Genomic DNA, 19,332 nt, shown 5'->3' with positions numbered 1-19,332 from the left:
GATAAGCCAAGTTTTCTAACAAATTGGTTTTCGTGTTAAACTAGTACTACTCAATATTTGGAGGTCAAAAAATGAAAAAGCGCGTTGGTTTACTATATGGAGGGAAGTCTGCTGAGCATGAAGTGTCATTATCTACAGCGACGGCCGTTTCAAAAGCGATTGATTATAACAAATATGATGTCTATCCAATTTTCATAACATTGGACGGTCAATGGCTTAGAGGACCCCAACTAACAAAACCGGTTGAATCAATTGAACAATTACAATTTACAAGTGATGAAACGTCACCAAATAATATTACAGAATTTATATTAGAGAATAATTCGCAGGCACAATTTGATGTAGTCTTTCCTTTGTTACACGGAACTAATGGGGAAGATGGTACGGTACAGGGATTGTTGGAAGTTTTGAATTACCCTTATGTAGGAAACGGAGTACTTGCTTCAGCAGCAGGTATGGATAAAGTAACGATGAAACAACTATTCGGCGTTGTTGGTTTAAAACAAGTTCCATACACTCACTTTATTCGAAAAGAGTGGAACGGCCGCTCTGAAGAAATCATCGCAAAATGTGAAAGTGAATTAGGTTGGCCGATGTTTGTAAAACCAGCTAATTTAGGTTCAAGTGTGGGGATTAGCAAGGCAACGAATAGTGAAGAATTAGTTAAAGCAATCGAGTTTGCTTTCCAATATGACCGAAAAGTAATTGTTGAACAAGGAATTGTAGCTCGTGAAATTGAAATGGGTGTATTAGGTAATGATGAACCAAAAGTGTCGGTTGCTGGCGAAATTAAACCGATGACAGATTTTTATGATTATGATTCTAAATATAAAGATGGTTCAACTGCACTGATTATTCCTGCTGAAATTACATCAGATGTGGAAAGTACAATGAAAGACATGGCCATTCGTGCATTTAAAGTTTTGGATTGTTCAGGACTTGTTCGCTCAGATTTCTTTGTAACGGAGAATAATGAGGTTTATATTAATGAAGTAAATACAATGCCTGGTTTTACTCCAGTAAGTATGTATCCATTATTATGGCAACATACAGATGTCAGTTATCCACAATTAATCGATAATTTAATTGAGTTGGCGATCGAACGACATACAGAAAAACAACAATTACAATATAACCGAGATTAGAGTGAATAGATATGAGAAGAACAATAAAAGAAATTGCCGAATGGTTGAATATTAATTGTGCAGGCAACCTGGATACAATTGTAACGGGTGTCTCTATAGATACGCGAACAATTACAAAAGGGGATTTATTTATTCCTTTTCGTGGTGAGTCGGTAAATGGGCATAAATATGTCGAGCAAGCATTTGATAAAGGGGCATCTGCTACCCTATGGTTAAAGGATGAACCGAACCCTCCAAAAGATAAACCTGTTTTATTTGTGGAAGATGCAGAACTTGCCCTGCAAGAAATGGCGCGAGCATATCGAAATATACACCAAGCAAAATTTATTGGTGTTACAGGCTCGAATGGAAAAACTTCTTCTAAAGATATATTAGCTAGTATGTTGTCGCCGTTTTACAAAGTGCAAAAAACAATCGGTAACTTTAATAATCAATTAGGTTTACCTATTACAATTTTGAATCTTGATGAAGATACTGACATTGCTGTGTTGGAGATGGGAATGAGCGGTTTTGGTGAAATTGAATTTTTAACAAAACTTGCGAAGCCTCATTACGCAGTGATTACAAATATCGGGGAAGCTCATATGCAGGATCTTGGTTCGCGTGAAGGGATTGCAAAAGCGAAATTTGAGATTGTTCTTGGCTTAGGATCAGATGGAATTCTGTTCTTTGATGGTGATGAACCTTTACTGCAAAATTTAGTAAAAGAACAACCTGAACTTACGTCTAAAGGATTTGGCTTCAACTCAACGAATGATTTGGTCGCAACAGCGATTGAAACAACTGAACAAGGTAGTCATTTTACTGTTGTCGGCGAGGTGAATGGAGAATTCTTTATTCCAGTATTAGGAAAACACCAAGTAAAAAACAGTTTGAATGCGATATTATTAGGAAAAAAACTTGGCTTGACTGAAGCACAAATTCAAGAAGGTCTGGCACAAGTTTCTTTAACTGATATGCGAATGCAGTTAGTACCGACTAATAAGGGGATTTTATTCATTAATGATGCTTATAATGCAGCACCTACCTCTATGACGGCAGCCATTCAATTTGTCCAATCGACATCATTGCGTGAAGATAAATGGCTAGTGCTGGGGGATATGCTTGAATTGGGTGATCATGAAAAACAATACCATGAGCAAATAGCAAATGTAATTGATTCAAATGAAATCTCGAGAGTTTGTTTATATGGACCAAGAATGAAGTGGCTATATGATCAATTAAAACTAAAGTTCTCAAACGAAAATGTAATCCATACAGTGAATGATTATGAAGAAATTGTAGAATATATAAATCAGTATGCAAACGAACATACATTAATTTTATTAAAAGGTTCTCGTGGTATGAAATTGGAAACCCTTCTTCATTCATTTAAGTAATAATTAAATCAGAGTGCAGGTATAGTCGAATATCGACTGTGTCTGCACGTTTTTTTAGTTAATTCTAAATAATATATACCCGGACTATCTTGAAAACGCTTGTCAGCAGTCTGGAAAAATTAAAGGTGTTTTTAGGTCTAATGTTGATTTGAAAGTGCCTAAATTTAAAAATGCTTTTAATTTGAAGCCTTGTCAGGTTTTACTGGATGTTGTGAATGGCAGAAGATGCAATACATGGACAATGAAAAGTTTGCGAATTATTTAAACGCCACAAGAGCAATATAAGGACTGTACCAGTGAGTTCAAGTGCTTTGATTTTGAAAATTGTCCGTCCCTTATATTGAATGACTGATTTGATAATTTTTGCTTTTAATGCTTTACAATAAACATTTTGCGATGAAAAAAGTTTTATTACGAACCAAAAGGGAAAATCAAATTTAAGAAAATAACTTTATACGACGGATGGTTATTTTAATTTTTGTCATGGAAAACGAAAATTAAGAATATTATAACAAGAGCAATTTCGTTGCAATGCAGTAAAGAGCCGTGATAGAATATGATAAGCAATGGATACATTTTGTGCGAAGGCTCTTCATAAAAAATGATGAAGAGTGCTTTTTTTTGAATTTAACGGTTTTATTCTATTTTAATTGAGTTTTAACATAAGAAAATGGGTAGAATTGAACCGCTCGGCAAAGACCGGGCTTTCCCTTTCATATAAAATCGCTCTCTGTAGAAGCAGAGAATTATTAAGTATCGGAAACGTTCCAAAACTTAGGCTCGAAGTTTGCCGCATTTCATCTGAAAATGTAACCATTTGTCAACTTAAAGGAAAAAGGAGATTGAAGAGTTTGACAAATTTTTCAGAATTAAATATTAGCGAATCAACATTACGTTCTTTAAAACGTATGGGATTTGAAGAAGCAACACCAATCCAAGAAGGCACTATTAAGTTTGCATTAGAAGGTCGTGACGTATTAGGTCAAGCGCAAACTGGTACTGGTAAAACTGCTGCATTCGGAATACCGCTTATCGAGAATATCGACCCGAAAAACCCAAATATTCAAGCATTAATTATTGCCCCAACTCGTGAATTAGCAATCCAAGTTTCAGAAGAACTATATAAAATTGGTTATGATAAACGCGTGAAATTATTATCTGTATACGGTGGACAAGAAATCGGACGCCAAATTCGTGCGTTAAAAAATAAACCACAAATTATCGTAGGTACTCCAGGTCGTATTCAAGATCATATTAACCGTCACACATTAAAGCTTGATCAAGTACAAACACTTGTATTAGACGAAGCAGACGAAATGTTAAACATGGGCTTTATCGACGATATTAATGCGATTTTAGAAAATGTTCCAGAAACTCGTCAAACATTATTATTCTCGGCTACAATGCCACCTGCAATTCGTAAAATTGCATCTAACTTCATGAAAAACCCTGAAGAAGTTAAAATTAAATCAAAAGAAATGACAGTTGAAAATATTGAGCAATTTTTCGTGAAAGCTCAAGAACGTGAAAAATTCGATGTGTTAACTCGAATCTTAAATGTTCACCAACCAGAGCTTGCAATCATCTTCGGTCGTACAAAACGTCGTGTTGATGAACTATCTCAAGCATTAAGTATCCGTGGTTACGTTGCAGAAGGAATTCACGGTGACTTAAGCCAAGCGAAACGTATGTCTGTATTACGTCAATTTAAAGAAAATAAAATTGACATTCTAGTTGCAACAGACGTGGCTGCACGTGGTCTTGATATTTCAGGTGTAACTCACGTTTATAACTTTGATATTCCTCAAGATCCAGAGAGCTATGTTCACCGTATTGGTCGTACTGGCCGTGCTGGTAAATCAGGACTTGCAGTTACTTTTGTAACTCCGCGTGAAATGGGTTACTTACGTATTGTTGAAGAAACAACGAAAAAACGTATGACACCACTTCGTCCACCGAGTGAATCAGAGGCACTAGTTGGCCAACAAAAAGTAGCTATGGAGAAATTGATTGAAATCGTTCAAGCAAATGACTTAAATGACTACCGTATTTTAGCGAATGAATTATTAGAAGAACATAATGCAGTTGATTTAGTTGCAGCAGCTATTAAATCAATGACGAAAGAACCAGATGAATCACCAGTAACTATTTCTGAAGAGCGTCCATTACCAGCTCGTAAAGAACGTTCTGGTGGTGGTCGTGGACGCGGAGGAGACTCTCGCGGAGGACGTCGTGACTTTGGTCGTGGCGGACGTAGCGGTGGTGGCGGCGGTGCACGCCGTGAAGGTGGCCGCAGAGAAGGTGGTCGCCGTGAAGGTGCCCGCAAAGAAGGTGGCGGCGGTGACCGTAGACGCTCTTCAAGCACACCACGCCGTCGTGAAGACTAATCATATATTAATATTCTTAAAAGTGTCCTTTAGGGGGCACTTTTTTTATGAGGAAAAGCCTCGGCCTGAATGTGTACTTGCCCATTCGCATAAGGTAGAATTTTGCAGAGTAGACCTATTAACCAATAATTGAATAATAAGTTATATATGTTGATATTTTGGTTGTCTATTATTGGTATATATTTATAATATATTGAAACAATTTCATTTTTCATTCGTATTAAAGGGAAGAGAGGGTGGTTGTGTGCGAGAACAATTAATGTATCAAATACCGAGGAAAGGTTTGACTGTATGGCGGTTATATGGCATTTTTAACACTTTAGTTGCAGCAATTCTAATGGGGGTCGTATGTTTTCTAACGTTTTATTTTGAATGGCCATCATTTATTTTTTACATAGCAATAGCTCTTATCCTAGTCGTTGCAATCACTACAATTTGGCTATTCCCAAATATTCGTTGGAATCATTGGAGATATGAAGTTCGTGAACATGAGATTGAAATTCAGAGTGGCCTATTTATAATAAAGCGGACATTAATCCCAATGGTACGTGTTCAGCATGTTGATACTTCACAAGGACCAATATTAAAAAAGCACGACTTAGCGAATATTTCAATTTCAACTGCGGCTACAACACATATCATCCCGATGTTGGTCACTAATGATGCAGATAGCCTGCGATCCCGTATTTCAATCTTGGCAAGGGTGGCTGAAGATGATGTCTGAGCAGCGTTTTAAGTTGCATCCGGTTTCCGCAGTGGTTGATTTTGTAAAGGGATTAAAGGAGTTAATTATACCCTTTATAATACTCTTTTTTGCAAATGGCTTTAATGTGACTTTTAATCCGGGTGATGGAAGTTTCTGGTCTAGCCTTATTCCTTTAGGTATCTTTATACTGGTTATATTAGTGGGATTGGTAAATGGGATAATTAAATGGTGGACGTATGTCTATTGGTTTGAGGAAAAGGAGCTAAGAGTTGAGTATGGTCTGCTGGTTAAGAAAAAACGCTATATTCCATTTGACCGTATACAAAGCTTTAATTACAAAGAAGGCATCTTCCATCGACTATTCGGACTAGTGCAAGTGATGGTGGAAACAGCGGGGAGTACGAATGGTAAGCCGGAAGTTATTTTGACAGCTATTACGAAAGATGCTGCGAATCAGATTGAGCTTGTTACTCGAAAAGGAAATGACGAAAAGCGGGAAAATGAACAGCGCGAAGAAGCGATGGTGCCAGCTGAGTCGTCCCAAACAAGTGCAAGAGTGATTCATAAAATGAGAACAAAAGATTTATTCATACTTGCTACTACCTCCAGTAGTATGGGCGTTGTTATTGCCGGGGTTGCCGCGGTTCTTTCCCAATTTGCAGAATTTATACCCTTTGAATGGATATTTGAAGAGGTTTCCCACTTTATCAAATTTGGAATCGTTATTGTATCACTCGCCGTATTCGTAACATTTTTATTCACATGGATTGTTGCTGTCATTATTACATTTATTAATTACTATGATTTTACGGTAATTGAGGAAAACGAACGTTTAACTATAACGAGAGGATTATTAGAAAAGAAGAGAGTAACAATTCCTTTAAACCGTATTCAAGCTATTAAAATTGTGGAAAACCCTTTAAGGCAAATGTTTGGATTTGCAGCAGTTGCTGTAGAAAGTGCAAGTGGTGGATTTGGTGGGGAAGAAAAGAAAATTACACTCTTCCCGCTAATAAAGAAAAAACATTTATATGATCCACTTCAAGATTTGTTTCCTCAATTTGAATGGCAGCAATCTTTAACAAAACCACCTAGAAAAGCAAAACCTTTCTTTTATCGTATTGATTTTATTTGGATGCTGCCTGTTATTGCACTTTGTTTGTATTTTTGGTTCCCGTATGGATTGTTGTCGGTGCTGATTTTTATTCCAGTTATCCTCATCGGTTTATGGCAATTTAAAACGACAGGTTTTGCCATTAGTGGAAACCAATTAACTTTTTGTTATCGGGTATTTAGTCGCGTGACTTTTATTGTGGAGAGAAAACGAATCCAAGCTATGGAAAGCAGGCAGACATATTTCCAAAAGAGAAGCGAGCTCACTACAGTCCAGGTAACGGTTATGTCTGGGTTGACAGGGGCCACGGCGAAAGCAATGAATCTCGAAAATAAAGCTGTAGAAGATATAATGAATTGGTTTGAAAAATCAACTTCTTAATCTATATTATTCCATATTAAAAGGCAATCTCAGTAAAACGTAGAGATTGCCTTTTCCTTTTAGAACTTCCTTTTTGCATTAGTGCACCAAGGTCAATTGCTACGGGTTTAACAATTGGCCAGGTTTTTATTTTTTTTGTTTCCAACGAATGATATTCTTTGGTGAGAAATAGGATAAACCAAGTAAGAAACCTGTAATCAGACCACCTATATGTCCCGAGACATTGATATTAGGGGATATAAACGTAATAATCACACTAATAATAATAAGTGGCATGATAACTTGCTTTAGCTGTGGCATGGTACGGCGTGTATAGTAGACAAGCGCTGCAAAGGCACCAAATATACCGTAAATCGCACCGCTAGCCCCGACACTTGCATACATGCCGTCTTGCATTACAAATGTAGCCATATTGCCAAAAATACCGGCTAGGAAATAAATCGTTAAAAAGCGCATCTTCCCAGCAATTTTTTCCAGCTCCGGACCGAATAAGAATAGCGAAAACATATTAAATAGAACATGCATGAAACCTGCGTGAAGAAATAATGACGTAATAATTCTCCACCATTGTCCATCACCGATCAGAGAATTCACACTCATCCCTGTGTAAAAAATTTCATCACCGATATTTGGTAGCATTGTTATAATATAGACGATGAAATTTATCGCAATAATCGTTGATACAACTGGATATAGCTTTAAAAACTGTTTGAAATTTTCTCTACGAATAAACATCTATACACCTCAAATCAAATACGCCTTGGCGAATTGTACCTGTCGCAAGCTTTCGGTACAGCAAGCTTTCGGTACAGTCAAAAGAATGCTGCAAAGATTTTATCGAGCTAGCTCGATAAATTTCCTTTGAAAATCTGTGGCAACCGCCGGAGGCTTTTATTCATTCAGTTGGGGGCAGTGCCTGACATAAACTATCTATCTTTTGTAGTCATTATACCATTTAAAGAAGTGGAACATTACTTCTACTGAATGAATTTAAAATTATTATACATTGTATTTTATTAATAATAAAAGGAGAACTTCCATATGATAAAAGGAATTGGACTAGATATAGCAGAAATCCCAAGAATAAAGAAAGCAATGGATCGTTCAGAAAAATTTCAGCAAAGAATATTATCTGAACGGGAGCTGAACCTATTTTACCAACTATCCGAACTACGAAAAGTTGAATTTTTAGCGGGGAGGTTTGCAGCGAAGGAGGCATTTTCCAAAGCAAATGGTACAGGCATAGGAAGTGGTTGTGAGTTTCATCAGATTGAAGTATTGAAAGATGACTTAGGAAAACCAACTTTGTTTTTCAACGGGAAGTTAGTGAGTGGACATGTTAGCATCACACATACAAAGGCATATGCAGCAGCTCAAGTTATACTAATGCAATAGCTTCAATAGTTGAATACATCGAATTAGAGACCTATAAAAATTGTGATTAATAATTTGTTAAGTTGTCCAAAAGTGATAGCATAATGTTATACATCCACTCATATATTTGACGTATCGGAGCTGAAAGTAGAAGAAAGGATGGAGTTTTGCGACACAAATTAATCTTATTTTTTGTCATGTTGTTTGGAGTGCTAATGCTTGCAGCTTGTGGGAAAGATTCACAGGAGGATGTTCTACAAGATCTAAATGATAAGTGGAACGACGTAAAAGGATATGAACTAGATGCCACGATGGAAATCAAAACAGGTACTGAACCAAGAGTTTATGATGTAAACGTATGGCATACTGAACCGGAATTTTACCGTGTAAAAGTAACCCAGCAAGGTGAAGATGTTACACAAATGATTGTTCGAAATGATGAAGGGGTATTTGTAGTAACACCATCACTTCGAAAAACGTACAAGTTCCAAAGTGAATGGCCCAAACAAAATAGCCAAGCCTATTTAATAGGTGCATTAGCTGAAGACTTGTTAGCTGACGATGCTGTAACAATGGAAGAAGATGAGAAGAATTATATCTTCACTGCCGCAACACGAAATAATCATAAGAGTATTATGCCAACGCAAAAAATAGTTGTGGACAAGAAGACAATGCTGCCAACTTCTGTTTCAGTAGTAAACGAAGCACAAGAAGAACAAATGCTGATCACATTTAAAAATATTGATCTAGGAATGCAGCATAAGAAAAGTGAATATGCAGTAGAGAATTTCTCTGAGTCAACTGAAGAAGAGACTGCTAGTGCAAGTGCAGAGGTTCCGACAGAGTTCCAAACGTATTATCCAGATTTAAATTGGGATAATACAAAACTAGCAGATGAAGAGGCTGTCGTGGAGAATGGAACAGAACGTGTTATTTTAACATTCGAAGGTGATAAATCCTTTACACTTGTTCAACAGCCTGTTGAATATGGAGAAACAGCAACACTGCCGGTATACGCTCCGGGTGATCCAGCAGATTTAGGCTTTACTATTGGTGCAATTACCGAAAATTCAATTAGTTGGGAACGCGACGGTGTATCATTCTTTATCGCTTCCAATAACTTAACTCAAGAAGAAATGGTAGAAGTTGCTGCGTCTGTTACGACTGGTGGATTAAAATAACGCTATTAAAGTAATTGATTTTCACATAAAAGTATAAAATTTTGAGAGGTTAGTCTTCGCAGGTGGACAAACAGTCGCTCTTAGGCTAACTCTCTCTTAATGTCATTTAAAATTAAAAGTGGTGGACAAGATCTAGTAATAAAAATAAAATATAATAAAATAAAAATTACAAAAATTTGAAGTTTATAAATACTAAATGAGGGAATATGTAAAATGCAAAACATAAAGCACTTCCGTCCAACCAAAGCCATTATCAATTTGGATGCAATAAAAAACAATGTTAGTCATTTAAGGGAATACTTAAAGCCTGAAGTTCAAATCATGGCTGTAGTGAAGGCGAACGCATATGGACATGGAGATATTGAAGTAGCTACGGCAGCTATTGAGGCTGGTGCAACCGTGTTAGCGGTAGCAACCCCAGAAGAAGCCCTGCGACTGCGAAAAACATTCCATAACATTGATATTTTAATTTTAGGATATGCCCCTGTATCGTTTGCACCTTTGGCAGCAAATGAGAATATTACTCTAACTGTATTTTCTCTTGAGTGGGTGCAGCAAGTAAAAACATTAACTCTTGCACATCCTTTAAAATTACATATTAAATTAGACACAGGCATGGGTAGGATAGGTGTCACTAATATTGAAGATTTACAAAACCTATATAATACCATTACGTTTTCTGAAAATTTATTGGTGGATGGTATTTTCACACATTTTGCAACTGCAGATGAAGAGGAGGGTGCTTATTTCCAGCGTCAAGTTGATAAATTTGATGAGTTTATAAGTTCCTTGCCTAAAAAACCAAGACTTGTGCATGCAGCAAATACAGCGACGATGCTTATTAAAGATCAATCTCTTCAATATGATGCGGTAAGGTTTGGAATTTCAATGTATGGTCTTGCACCCTCTGCCTATGTAAAAACAAAATTGCCGTTTCCATTGCAACCTGCTTTCTCATTAGAAACAGAACTTATTGAGGTAAAGAAAATCCAAGCTGGTCAATCGATTGGTTATGGAGCAACCTTTACAGCATCAGAACCGTCGTTCATTGGAACAATTCCTATTGGATATGCAGACGGTTTAATTCGAAAATATAGTGGCCAACATGTATTAATAGATGGCGTACGTGTACCAATCATCGGAAGAATTTGTATGGATCAATGTATGTTATTATTACCAACTGCATATAATATAGGTAAAAAAGTAACTCTAATAGGAAAACAAAAAGACGAAGAAATTACAATTGACGAATGGGCGGCAAAAGGAGATACAATTAACTACGAGGTTCCTTGTATCATTACTTCGAGAGTGCCTAGAATCTACCACAATTAATAGTAAATGCGACAAAAACTTCACCAAAAACCGATAATACTACATGGATAGCCATATTTTTTAATAATTATCTTTTCAACATATCATTTCGATGATAGAATGAGAAAAGAATTGAAATGGTACGGTTTTTGTGGAGGTGCTTGTTTTGTACGCGAAAAAAGTAGAAGAAGTAAAGGAAGTATTAGAACTTCCTCAAGAGTTGTTAATGGCATTTAATACACTTGAGCAAAAATCTCGAGATGCGGAAAGTTTTGTTTATATTTCATCTCGTAGATTGTCTACGCACAAGCAACCAAATCAAATACGGGAAGCTTTAATGAAAGGCTATGTGGAAATGTCGCAAATCAACCTGAATATTTGTAGCGAATGTCTACATGCAGAGTATGAAGCGGAACATATGGTAGAGCGTCTCGTAAGCGGGGGATGACATTTTGATTGTGAAACGAGGGGACGTTTTTTTTGCAGATCTCTCACCAGTTGTAGGATCTGAACAGGGCGGCACGAGGCCCGTATTAATCCTTCAAAACGATATAGGTAATCGATTTAGTCCAACTGTAATCATCGCTGCGATTACTGCGCAAATTCAAAAAGCAAAATTGCCGACTCATGTCGAAATTGATGCTAAAAAATACGGTTTCGAACGAAATTCGGTAATTTTGCTTGAACAATTGCGTACTATAGATAAATCTAGATTGACAGATCGCATTACCCAATTAGATGATGAGCTTATGGAAAAAGTGGACGTTGCACTAGAAATAAGCCTAGGATTATTAAAATTTTAATATTAATACATAAAAGTAAAGGTTTGACCATAAGAAGTAATTCTTCTGGGTCATTCCTTTTTTTACAGTGAATAGGGAATTTTAAGTTTTTGGGCTATATGTGCAAGTGGCGAAATTAACTCGGGTCTATCGGAAAGGTTAATTACACTCGTTCTTTTTCAAAATCTTTTGTCTATTTATCGCTCTAGATTTGATGTAAGGTACTTGATAATATATATTAGAATTACTAAGTAATATACATAATTGCTAGAATTATAGTATGCGTTCCATTAATTTTTTAGCAAATTGGGGGTGCAGTGATGAGCGAAACAAAAATAGTTGAGATAGTGACAGAATTAGATATAGTAACTGCACGCAAGCTAGGTCGAGATGAGGCGAAGGAGATTGGATTCAATGATGTGGACCAATCCCGAATTACAACTGCTATTGGTGAACTCGCGAAAAATATATTATTATATGCCCGTGCCGGTAAGATTGTGATTGAGGAAATAGAGGGAAATGACATGAAAGGAATTTCTATTTCATCGATTGATAGCGGACAAGGAATGACGGAGGTCCATAAGATATTCGAGGATGACTATTCATCAAGTCATACTGGAGGAGGCCTTCCGGCTGTCAAGAGACTTGTGGATTCGATTGATATTCAGTCTAAAGTCGGTCAGGGGACTACGGTTAAAGTAGTGAAATGGCTAAGTTAGGGTGTGGGTTTAATTGGAGCAAATAAGAAAACAATATAAAAAAATACTATCAGACTATATTGGAAATCAGAATGAAAGTGATTTATATATTGGCCAAAATTTTATTAAACGAATGATTCAAAAAAATGTAACACCAGAAGAGGTTATTAGTATCCATAAGAGGGCTCTTGAAGAGATATATGATGATATACCTGAGTCAGTATTGCATGGGTATGATTTTTTAATCGAAGTAATGGTACATTTTGGCTTAAAGGTTCAAGAACATCAAACTCTACTAGCTAAACAAGAAGAACTCCGCATTGAGATGGATATCGCAACAAAAATCCAGAATCTCTTATTAGAGACAGAAATACCCAAGCCCCGTTCCATAGATATTGGATCGGTTTCAATCCCTCTACGAAAAATGAATGGCGATTATGTTCATTTTATGCATGATGATGAACGCTATTTGAGTGTTGCCGTTACTGACGTAGTAGGTAAAGGGGTGCCGGCTGCGCTATGTATGTCCATGGTGAAATATGGGTTGGACACTTTGGAATATGCAAACAGCAATCCTTCCTATGTCCTTGAAGTATTAAATAAAATCATTGAAAAAAGTATCGATGATAGTATGTTTGTTTCATTATGCTACGTACGTTATAACTTAAATACGAATGTACTTACATGGAGTTCTGCTGGACACGAGCCATCCCTCTATTATAAGGAAGCAGATCAAGCATTCTATGATCTAGAGTCGAAGGGTCTATTGCTCGGCATATTGCCGGAAGCCAAATATACACAACAGGATATTGAGCTAAAAGTCGGTGATTTCGTCATACTTATGACGGATGGTGTAACGGATTTTCGCAATAGAGAAGAATTCGACTCCCGCGAAATAATTAAAGCGCTTGCTTTAGCTAATCGCCATCTAACTGCCCAGGAAATGTGCGAAGCAATTTATAGTGAATTGCAAAAGCTGCATAATTTTAAATTAGAAGATGATTTCACGGTAGTAATTATAAAAAAAAATGATTTTTTTTAAAAAAATAGGTTTAGCATAAGAAATCTGGGGAAAAGAACAATAGGTAATTGTGGGAGGTGTCTTAAAATGAATGTTAATGTACAATTCCGAGAAGATGGAGATACACTGATAGGATTTATCGAAGGTGAAATTGATACGTATACAGCACCAATTTTAAGGGATGAGCTCGAGATGATTCGTTTGACAGAGGGCTTATTAGTAGAATTGGATTTATCAAATGTGAATTATATGGATAGTACAGGGCTTGGAGTGTTTGTAGCATTCTATAAAAAGATCGTGAAGGAAAATGCTAGCCTAAAATTAGTCAACCTGTCTGCCAGATTAACAAGATTATTTGAAATAACAGGACTTAGTGAATTAATGGAAATAGGAAAAGGTGGGGCAACCAATGCGCGCATTTGACTACATTGAAATAAGAGTTCCTGCAAAACCGCAGTATGTTAGTGTAATAAGGCTAAGTGTTTCTGGATTAGCTTCTCGCGTTGGTTTTTCCTATGATGAAATTGAAGATATGAAAATTGCCGTAAGTGAAGCGGTGACCAATGTTGTACAACATGCTTATGGAATTCATGAAGACGGAGAAATTGTTATCGGTGTTGCTTTATATGCTGACAAAATTGAGGTCATGGTATCGGATTACGGACATAGCTTTAACTTCGAGGAAGTAAAATCTCAGATTGGTCCATATCAAGAAGATGAAAGTGTTGAATTATTAAGAGAGGGCGGACTAGGGCTTTACTTAATGGAGACATTAATGGACGAGGTCAGAGTGAACAATAACGAAGGTGGAGTCACTGTTTTCATGACAAAATATGTCACGAGAGAGCAGGTGAAGGAAAATGTCCAATCAATCACCAGATAATCGAAATTCAACTGAAGAAATATTGAAATGGATAGAACAATATCAACAATCAGAAGAGCAAGTATGCTTAGATCGCTTAGTCATTCACTATAAAAATTTAGTAGAATCTATTGCAAGGAAATATTCCTATGGCAAAACGAATTATGAGGATATGGTCCAAGTGGGGATGCTTGGATTACTAGGGGCAATTCGACGTTTTGATACGTCTTTAGGTAGAAGCTTTGAAGCTTTTGCTGTTCCGACAATCGTTGGAGAAATCAAACGGTTTTTACGTGACAAAACGTGGGATGTTCATGTACCTCGACGCATTAAGGAGCTTGGTCCGAAAATTAAAACTGCTGCAGAATTTCTGACAACTAAACTACAATACTCACCTTCTATTCAAGAGATAGCGGAGTATTTAGAAGTAGAAGAAGAAGATGTTCTTGAAGCGATGGAAATGAGTAAAAGTTATCATGCTCTTTCAATGGATCATTCCATCGACGCGGATTCTGAAGGTGGTACAGTCACGTTGATGGATATCGTAGGTAAAGAAGATGACGGATTCGAAAGGACAAACCGTCGAATTGTTGTTTCAGAAGCAATGGATACTTTAGATGAGCGTGAAAAAGAGATTTTAAAATTAACTTATTATGACCAATTGAGTCAAAAAGAAGCAGGAGAAATGCTAGGAATTTCTCAGATGCATGTATCGCGTATCCAGAGAAAGGCCATAAAAAAATTGCAGCAAGTCATTACTGCTGACGGTGTTGTTTAAAATTAAACTACGCAATTTAATACAAAGGACAAGTCTACCCTCGAAAAATCGATAAAAGGGTAGATTTTTTTATTGAGAATAAATGACTAATTCTTTTTTTATGCCCATGGGTAAGTTCGGTAATAGTAGAAAGTGGGCAGTAAATGTTAAACTAAGTTTATCTCGCCATACTAAAAGAGGATTCACTTTATGAAATATAGAGAGGCTGTGAAATGATGGAACAACAGAAAATGCTACAAATTATTGCGACGGATGTAGTAGTTAAACCGCATCAAGCTGAAGCGGTTATTAAATTATTAGAAGATGGCAATACCGTTCCCTTTATAGCTCGTTACCGTAAGGAAGCAACTGGGTCATTAGATGAAGTTCAAATTAAATCCATTGAGGATCGATACCATTACATACAACAATTAGAACAGCGAAAAGAAGAGGTTATTCGTCTTATTGATGAACAAGGAAAACTAACGGAAGAGTTGCGAGCATCGATTCAAGCCGCTACCGTGCTACAGCGTGTTGAAGATTTATACAGACCCTACAAGCAAAAACGACGTACGAAAGCGACTATTGCCAAAGAAAAAGGCTTGGAACCATTAGCAAATGAAATAATGAAATTTGCAAAAGAAGATATTGGAAAATTGGCCCAATCATTCCTCGATTCTGAAAAAGGAGTAGATACGGTTGAAGATGCTATAACTGGAGCGAAAGATATTTTAGCTGAAAGATTTGCGGATGATGCGCAAGTCCGTGATCAAATACGTAAGCTTTCGTGGAGGGAAGGGAAAATTGTTACGGCTGTTAAGGATGCCGAAAAGGATGAGAAAAAAGTCTTTGAGATGTACTATGAGTATGTAGAACCAGTAAAATATATTGTGCCTCATAGAACGCTTGCTCTTAACCGTGGAGAAAAAGAAGATATTTTAAAAGTAGCAATCCATATTCCTTTAGATAGAGTTCTTCAAATTATGGAAAAGAATTGGATTCCTTTTAATTCTTCTTCCTCTTCAGTTCCTCATGTAAAAGAAGCAATTGAAGATGGGTATAAGCGATTGATTCAACCTTCTATTGAACGTGAATTACGAAGTGAGTTAACAGAAAAGGCGGAAGAACAGGCGATCCATATCTTTGCAGAAAATTTAAAAAGCCTTTTATTACAACCACCAATGCGCGGAAAAATGGTTTTAGGTGTCGATCCAGCTTATCGGACAGGTTGTAAATTAGCAGTGGTTGATGAAACAGGTAAGATGTTGGAAGTAACTGCAATTTATCCTCATCCACCTAAACCAGATGTAGCAAAGTCAAAAGCTGTAGTGAAAGCTTTACTAGAGAAATACCCCATTTCAATTGTTGCCATTGGGAACGGAACAGCTTCTCGTGAAACAGAGCAGTTTGTTGCAGATGTGCTAAAAGAAGTTGGGCAGGATATCGCTTATGTGATTGTAAATGAAGCCGGGGCATCTGTATACTCTGCTTCTGATGTTGCGCGCAACGAGTTCCCAAACTTACAAGTAGAGCAAAGAAGTGCGGTTTCAATCGCTCGCCGATTACAAGATCCATTATCAGAACTTGTTAAAATTGAACCAAAAGCAGTTGGGGTTGGCCAATACCAACATGACGTATCGCAAAAGAAACTAGCGGAATCTTTAACATTTATTGTAGAAACAGCAGTTAACCAGGTAGGGGTAGATGTAAATACGGCATCAGCTTCTCTTCTTCAATATGTATCTGGTTTATCGAAAACCGTGGCAGAAAATATTGTAAATGCTCGTATTGATAGTGGAAAATTCTCATCGCGAGCTCAATTAAAGAAAATCCCCCGTCTAGGTGCTAAAACATATGAACAGGCAATTGGTTTCTTGCGAATAGCAGAAGCGAAAAATCCGCTTGATGCAACGGGAATTCATCCGGAAAGCTATAAATTAGCTGAAGATATATTGGCGAATGCAGGTTTATCGAAAAAGGATGTTGGATCTAAAAAATGCGAGGAATCTCTTGCCGGGATGGATATCAAGGCTTTAAGTGACCAACTTGGTGTCGGTGAAGTAACTGTGAAGGATATAGTAGATACATTAATGAAACCGACACGAGATCCACGAGACGCCTTCCCGCAACCATTATTAAAAACAGATGTATTAAAGATGGAAGATCTGCAAGTGGGGATGGAACTACAAGGAACAGTCCGTAATGTGGTTGATTTTGGAGCCTTCGTAGATATCGGGGTAAAACAAGATGGCCTAGTTCATATTTCCAAACTACAAAAACGTCGTATCAAGCATCCTTTAGAGGTTGTCTCATTGGGAGATATTGTAACGGTGTGGGTAGATAAAGTAGAAGTAAATAAAGGTCGTATTGCCTTAACGATGATAGCACCTGAGAAACAGGTCGAAATAATTCAATAAGATTATGAGTTAAACGAGTCTCCCTGGTTAATACAGAAACTATTAACCGGGGTTTTTATTATTTTACGTTGGAAGGGACTTATTATTATTCGAATGGTATGGTAGATTAATGCGTGGAGGGAATATAAATGACTGATCAAGAACTGCAATTACTGGTAGAGGAACTCTCGCTTCATTATTTTGAGCTGCCTTTTCTACATAAAGCGTACTTTAATAGTAGATTACGAACGACTGGTGGACGTTATCTGCTTAGGAGTCATAATATCGAATTTAATAAAAAATCCTATGAAATCTTTGGTCTGGAAGAATTACGTGGAATTATTTTGCACGAATTATGTCATTACCATCTTCATATAAGAGGTAGGGGCTATAAACATCGGGACGCCGACTTTAGAGACTTGTTAAAAAAAGTTGGAGCACCCCGGTTTTGTTCGACGATTGAAGAAAATAAAAAGAAGACTAGTTCTAGAACCTACATATATGAATGTGTTGAATGTAAACAGCGGTATCCACGTAAGAAAAGAATGAATGTGAATAAATATCGATGTGGTAAATGTCGGGGGCATTTAATAGAACAAATAACAGACTAATCGTTTGTTTGTTACGATATAAATAAGATTTTAAATGTTATAATTTTGAATGTATTTTATATGTATGTTTTTTTGGAAAAGTGTACATTATAGGACAGCTGCTTCTTTTTATTTAGTACTTTAAGGCTTGATATATAAGGGTTTTTCCTGGGTTTGAAAGAAATGAAAAAAAGTTCTAGTAAAAGTGTTGACTTTATCTATAAGTGTCTCTATAATAATAAAAGTCGACAAGATAAGTCGCGAACGAATTATTCCGAAGTAGCTCAGTGGTAGAGCAATCGGCTGTTAACCGATCGGTCGTAGGTTCGAGTCCTACCTTCGGAGCCATGGCCCGTTGGTCAAGTGGTTAAGACACCGCCCTTTCACGGCGGTAACACGGGTTCGAATCCCGTACGGGTCACCACTTATATTTAAATAGATACAAAGCAATTTGGTCCCGTGGTGTAGCGGTTAACATGCCTGCCTGTCACGCAGGAGATCGCCGGTTCGATCCCGGTCGGGACCGCCATTGTTGGGGTATAGCCAAGCGGTAAGGCAACGGATTTTGATTCCGTCATGCCCAGGTTCGAATCCTGGTACCCCAGCCATTTGTAAGAGCCATTAGCTCAGTGGTAGAGCATCTGACTTTTAATCAGAGGGTCGAAGGTTCAAGTCCTTCATGGCTCACCAGTTTTTATTCTTGACATAGTTCGAGAATGGTGTATAATTAGTAAAGTCTTCATTTAAACGCGGTCGTGGCGGAATGGCAGACGCGCTAGGTTGAGGGCCTAGTGGGGGCAACCCCGTGGAGGTTCAAGTCCTCTCGGCCGCACCAAGTAGCACATTTCAAATACGCGCCCGTAGCTCAATTGGATAGAGCGTCTGACTACGGATCAGAAGGTTGTGGGTTCGACTCCTGCCGGGCGCGCCATAATAATTTAATTTGCGGGTGTAGTTTAATGGTAAAACCTCAGCCTTCCAAGCTGATGTCGTGAGTTCGATTCTCATCACCCGCTCCATATTTGAACCTTGAAAACTGAACAACAAAACGTTAATGAAACATAGTTTCTTCTATTAATTTAGAGAAACAAAATCTTGGACATCAAAATTGATGCCAGCAGATGTTTTTTTGAACATTAGTACTAATGTTCAACAGAAATTTGAGCTTTATCAAATTTTCTCTTTTATGGAGAGTTTGATCCTGGCTCAGGACGAACGCTGGCGGCGTGCCTAATACATGCAAGTCGA

General features: G+C 37.3%; 18 protein-coding genes, 8 tRNA genes and 1 rRNA gene. 26 read left to right on the top strand and 1 reads right to left on the bottom strand.

Annotated features, from left to right (window positions below; translation table 11 throughout):
* Nucleotides 1–71 precede the first annotated feature (71 nt).
* The 5 genes from ACFQU5_RS08120 (at nucleotide 72) to ACFQU5_RS08100 (ending at nucleotide 7,112) form a co-directional block, all read left to right on the top strand.
* Nucleotides 72–1,145 (top strand): D-alanine--D-alanine ligase, encoded by a 1,074-nt coding sequence (locus tag ACFQU5_RS08120; RefSeq protein WP_390286605.1) that lies wholly within the window; start codon nucleotides 72–74, stop codon nucleotides 1,143–1,145.
* Between the two features lie 11 nt (nucleotides 1,146–1,156).
* Complete coding sequence (locus ACFQU5_RS08115; protein WP_390286603.1) at nucleotides 1,157–2,524, top strand: UDP-N-acetylmuramoyl-tripeptide--D-alanyl-D-alanine ligase; 1,368 nt, start codon at nucleotides 1,157–1,159, stop codon at nucleotides 2,522–2,524.
* An 851-nt stretch (nucleotides 2,525–3,375) separates the two neighbouring features.
* The gene (gene cshA, locus ACFQU5_RS08110) at nucleotides 3,376–4,911 is read left to right on the top strand and encodes a degradosome RNA helicase CshA (protein WP_390286601.1); all 1,536 of its coding nucleotides are present in this window, start codon (nucleotides 3,376–3,378) and stop codon (nucleotides 4,909–4,911) included.
* Between the two features lie 244 nt (nucleotides 4,912–5,155).
* Nucleotides 5,156–5,635, top strand: a complete 480-nt coding sequence (locus ACFQU5_RS08105) for a PH domain-containing protein (protein ID WP_390286599.1) — start codon at nucleotides 5,156–5,158, stop codon at nucleotides 5,633–5,635.
* The gene (locus ACFQU5_RS08100) at nucleotides 5,625–7,112 is read left to right on the top strand and encodes a PH domain-containing protein (RefSeq protein ID WP_390286597.1); all 1,488 of its coding nucleotides are present in this window, start codon (nucleotides 5,625–5,627) and stop codon (nucleotides 7,110–7,112) included. Before ACFQU5_RS08105 ends, ACFQU5_RS08100 begins: the two co-directional genes overlap by 11 nt.
* A 126-nt stretch (nucleotides 7,113–7,238) precedes the next feature.
* On the opposite strand, the gene ACFQU5_RS08095 is transcribed toward ACFQU5_RS08100, so the two are convergent.
* Nucleotides 7,239–7,847 (bottom strand): rhomboid family intramembrane serine protease, encoded by a 609-nt coding sequence (locus ACFQU5_RS08095; RefSeq protein WP_390286595.1) that lies wholly within the window; start codon nucleotides 7,845–7,847, stop codon nucleotides 7,239–7,241.
* Nucleotides 7,848–8,153: 306 nt separating this feature from the next.
* Here ACFQU5_RS08095 and acpS point away from each other — a divergent pair, with 306 nt between their 5' ends.
* From acpS to ACFQU5_RS07990, 21 genes are all read left to right on the top strand, one after another.
* On the top strand, nucleotides 8,154–8,507 hold the full coding sequence (gene acpS / locus ACFQU5_RS08090) for a holo-ACP synthase (RefSeq protein WP_390286593.1): 354 nt from the start codon (nucleotides 8,154–8,156) through the stop codon (nucleotides 8,505–8,507).
* A gap of 146 nt (nucleotides 8,508–8,653) precedes the next feature.
* Nucleotides 8,654–9,667 carry a LolA family protein gene (locus ACFQU5_RS08085; RefSeq protein WP_390286591.1) on the top strand — a complete coding sequence of 338 codons (1,014 nt, stop codon included), beginning with the start codon at nucleotides 8,654–8,656 and terminating at the stop codon, nucleotides 9,665–9,667.
* A gap of 213 nt (nucleotides 9,668–9,880) precedes the next feature.
* A complete protein-coding gene (gene alr, locus ACFQU5_RS08080) occupies nucleotides 9,881–10,999 on the top strand; it encodes an alanine racemase (protein ID WP_390286589.1) in 1,119 nt (372 codons plus the stop codon).
* 205 nt (nucleotides 11,000–11,204) lie between these two features.
* Entirely contained in the window at nucleotides 11,205–11,426 is a 222-nt protein-coding gene (locus tag ACFQU5_RS08075; protein WP_390286950.1) for a hypothetical protein, read from the top strand.
* 4 nt (nucleotides 11,427–11,430) lie between these two features.
* Nucleotides 11,431–11,781: a type II toxin-antitoxin system PemK/MazF family toxin gene (locus ACFQU5_RS08070; protein ID WP_036200448.1), complete on the top strand. Its 351-nt coding sequence runs from the start codon at nucleotides 11,431–11,433 to the stop codon at nucleotides 11,779–11,781.
* Between the two features lie 299 nt (nucleotides 11,782–12,080).
* The gene (locus ACFQU5_RS08065; protein ID WP_390286586.1) at nucleotides 12,081–12,479 is read left to right on the top strand and encodes an anti-sigma regulatory factor; all 399 of its coding nucleotides are present in this window, start codon (nucleotides 12,081–12,083) and stop codon (nucleotides 12,477–12,479) included.
* Nucleotides 12,480–12,492: 13 nt separating this feature from the next.
* Complete coding sequence (locus tag ACFQU5_RS08060) at nucleotides 12,493–13,500, top strand: PP2C family protein-serine/threonine phosphatase (RefSeq protein ID WP_390286584.1); 1,008 nt, start codon at nucleotides 12,493–12,495, stop codon at nucleotides 13,498–13,500.
* A 66-nt stretch (nucleotides 13,501–13,566) separates the two neighbouring features.
* Nucleotides 13,567–13,902 (top strand): STAS domain-containing protein, encoded by a 336-nt coding sequence (locus ACFQU5_RS08055; protein ID WP_390286582.1) that lies wholly within the window; start codon nucleotides 13,567–13,569, stop codon nucleotides 13,900–13,902.
* Nucleotides 13,889–14,362, top strand: coding sequence for an anti-sigma B factor RsbW (rsbW, locus tag ACFQU5_RS08050; protein WP_390286580.1), 474 nt, complete (start codon nucleotides 13,889–13,891; stop codon nucleotides 14,360–14,362). Before ACFQU5_RS08055 ends, rsbW begins: the two co-directional genes overlap by 14 nt.
* Nucleotides 14,340–15,119: an RNA polymerase sigma factor SigB gene (gene sigB / locus ACFQU5_RS08045; protein WP_390286578.1), complete on the top strand. Its 780-nt coding sequence runs from the start codon at nucleotides 14,340–14,342 to the stop codon at nucleotides 15,117–15,119. Before rsbW ends, sigB begins: the two co-directional genes overlap by 23 nt.
* A gap of 215 nt (nucleotides 15,120–15,334) precedes the next feature.
* A complete protein-coding gene (locus ACFQU5_RS08040; protein ID WP_390286948.1) occupies nucleotides 15,335–17,515 on the top strand; it encodes a Tex family protein in 2,181 nt (726 codons plus the stop codon).
* Nucleotides 17,516–17,643: 128 nt separating this feature from the next.
* The gene (locus ACFQU5_RS08035; protein WP_390286576.1) at nucleotides 17,644–18,105 is read left to right on the top strand and encodes a SprT family protein; all 462 of its coding nucleotides are present in this window, start codon (nucleotides 17,644–17,646) and stop codon (nucleotides 18,103–18,105) included.
* Nucleotides 18,106–18,357: 252 nt separating this feature from the next.
* Nucleotides 18,358–18,432: transfer RNA gene (locus ACFQU5_RS08030), tRNA-Asn, on the top strand.
* Between the two features lies 1 nt (nucleotide 18,433).
* Nucleotides 18,434–18,508: transfer RNA gene (locus tag ACFQU5_RS08025), tRNA-Glu, on the top strand.
* A gap of 29 nt (nucleotides 18,509–18,537) precedes the next feature.
* Nucleotides 18,538–18,613: transfer RNA gene (locus ACFQU5_RS08020), tRNA-Asp, on the top strand.
* Between the two features lie 4 nt (nucleotides 18,614–18,617).
* Nucleotides 18,618–18,692, top strand: a tRNA-Gln gene (locus ACFQU5_RS08015).
* Nucleotides 18,693–18,699: 7 nt separating this feature from the next.
* Nucleotides 18,700–18,774: transfer RNA gene (locus ACFQU5_RS08010), tRNA-Lys, on the top strand.
* A gap of 59 nt (nucleotides 18,775–18,833) precedes the next feature.
* Nucleotides 18,834–18,919: transfer RNA gene (locus tag ACFQU5_RS08005), tRNA-Leu, on the top strand.
* Between the two features lie 19 nt (nucleotides 18,920–18,938).
* Nucleotides 18,939–19,015, top strand: a tRNA-Arg gene (locus ACFQU5_RS08000).
* Nucleotides 19,016–19,029: 14 nt separating this feature from the next.
* Nucleotides 19,030–19,103, top strand: a tRNA-Gly gene (locus ACFQU5_RS07995).
* 164 nt (nucleotides 19,104–19,267) lie between these two features.
* Nucleotides 19,268–19,332 (top strand): 16S ribosomal RNA (locus ACFQU5_RS07990); the annotation flags it as partial.

Source organism: Ureibacillus sp. GCM10028918 (genome assembly GCF_042666115.1).
Taxonomy (GTDB): Bacteria; Bacillota; Bacilli; order Bacillales_A; family Planococcaceae; genus Ureibacillus.
The sequence above is the reverse complement of the archived record's forward strand: the minus strand, read 5'-3'. Positions and strand labels throughout refer to the sequence as shown.

What these genes read in the sequence shown, in the direction of transcription:
- alr (WP_390286589.1), top strand. Translation starts at nt 9,881, where the DNA reads ATGCAAAACATAAAGCACTTCCGTCCAACCAAAGCCATTATCAATTTG.
- acpS (WP_390286593.1), top strand. Translation starts at nt 8,154, where the DNA reads ATGATAAAAGGAATTGGACTAGATATAGCAGAAATCCCAAGAATAAAG.
- ACFQU5_RS08055 (WP_390286582.1), top strand. Translation starts at nt 13,567, where the DNA reads ATGAATGTTAATGTACAATTCCGAGAAGATGGAGATACACTGATAGGA.
- ACFQU5_RS08075 (WP_390286950.1), top strand. Translation starts at nt 11,205, where the DNA reads ATGGCATTTAATACACTTGAGCAAAAATCTCGAGATGCGGAAAGTTTT.
- ACFQU5_RS08095 (WP_390286595.1), bottom strand. Translation starts at nt 7,847, where the DNA reads ATGTTTATTCGTAGAGAAAATTTCAAACAGTTTTTAAAGCTATATCCA.
- ACFQU5_RS08040 (WP_390286948.1), top strand. Translation starts at nt 15,335, where the DNA reads ATGGAACAACAGAAAATGCTACAAATTATTGCGACGGATGTAGTAGTT.
- rsbW (WP_390286580.1), top strand. Translation starts at nt 13,889, where the DNA reads ATGCGCGCATTTGACTACATTGAAATAAGAGTTCCTGCAAAACCGCAG.
- ACFQU5_RS08120 (WP_390286605.1), top strand. Translation starts at nt 72, where the DNA reads ATGAAAAAGCGCGTTGGTTTACTATATGGAGGGAAGTCTGCTGAGCAT.
- sigB (WP_390286578.1), top strand. Translation starts at nt 14,340, where the DNA reads ATGTCCAATCAATCACCAGATAATCGAAATTCAACTGAAGAAATATTG.
- ACFQU5_RS08115 (WP_390286603.1), top strand. Translation starts at nt 1,157, where the DNA reads ATGAGAAGAACAATAAAAGAAATTGCCGAATGGTTGAATATTAATTGT.
- ACFQU5_RS08100 (WP_390286597.1), top strand. Translation starts at nt 5,625, where the DNA reads ATGATGTCTGAGCAGCGTTTTAAGTTGCATCCGGTTTCCGCAGTGGTT.
- ACFQU5_RS08065 (WP_390286586.1), top strand. Translation starts at nt 12,081, where the DNA reads ATGAGCGAAACAAAAATAGTTGAGATAGTGACAGAATTAGATATAGTA.
- ACFQU5_RS08035 (WP_390286576.1), top strand. Translation starts at nt 17,644, where the DNA reads ATGACTGATCAAGAACTGCAATTACTGGTAGAGGAACTCTCGCTTCAT.